Here is a 1,270-nt window from a genome sequence, read left to right on the forward strand (position 1 = left end):
TCGCGATGAGGGAGTTGCCACCCAACTCGAAGAAATCATCATCCAACCCCACCCGATCAACACCCAACACACCCACAAACGCCGACGCCACCACCAACTCCACCGACGACACCGGAGCCCGAAACACCCGAGCCTCGAACACCGGCTCCGGCAACAACGCCCGATCCAACTTCCCCGACGAATTAAGTGGAAACGCATCCAACACCACCACAGCAGCCGGAACCATATAACCCGGAACCCGCTCCCCCACAAACCCCCGCAACACCGACACATCCACAACCGACCCCACCGCCGGCACCACATACCCCACCAACTGATCACCCATCACCGACCCACGCACCACCACCGCAGCCGACAACACCGACCCATGCGACACCAACGCCGCCTCGATCTCCCCCAACTCGATCCGCTGACCACGGAACTTCACCTGAAAATCAGTACGACCGATGTACTCCAACTCACCAATCGAGTTCCAGCGAACCAAATCACCCGTCCGATACATCCGCTCACCCGAACCGAACGGCGACGCCACAAACCGATCCGCACTCAAATCCGGACGACCCACATACCCCCGAGCCAACTGCACACCCGACAAATACAACTCACCCGCAACACCCACAGCAACCGGCCGAAGGCGCGAATCCAACACAAACACCCGGCAATTCCACTCCGGCACACCAATCGACACCACAGACCCCGACCCAGCAGCCGTCACATCCGCAAACGTAAACGACACCGCCGCCTCAGTCGGACCATACAAATTATGCAACCTCGCCGACGACACCAACCCGAACTCACGCACCGCCTCCACCGGCAACGCCTCACCGATCACCAACACATCACGCAACGAACCCAACAACCCCGGATCCACCAACGACGAAAACGTCGACAACATCGTCGGAACAAAATCCGTCACCGACACACCCTGATCATCAATCACCGACGCCAAATACCCCGGATCCCGATGACCATCAGCCGACGCCAACACCAACACCGCACCCACCCGCAACGGCATGAAAAAACCCCACAACGACACATCGAACGTCGTCGCCGTCTTCTGCAAATACACATCAGACGACATCAAGCGATACTCGCCCTGCATGAACTCCAACTGATTCACAATCGCCGCATGCGAGACCGCCACACCCTTCGGCCGACCCGTCGACCCCGACGTGAAAATCACATACGCCGTATTCGACGCCCGCAACGGCGAGCGCCGATCCACATCAGAAACCCGCGCACCCGAAAAACCAGACACATCAACAACATC

Annotated in this window: 1 protein-coding gene; it reads right to left on the reverse strand. The window is 58.9% G+C overall.

Features of this window, described 5'->3' with window-relative positions; genetic code table 11:
* Positions 1-1,270: AMP-binding protein (locus QM596_RS29560; protein ID WP_283310597.1), on the reverse strand; the 1,270-nt coding region annotated here is incomplete at both ends.

It is taken from the genome of Rhodococcus sp. IEGM 1406 (assembly GCF_030056745.1).
In the GTDB taxonomy this organism is placed as follows: domain Bacteria; phylum Actinomycetota; class Actinomycetes; order Mycobacteriales; family Mycobacteriaceae; genus Rhodococcus_F; species Rhodococcus_F erythropolis.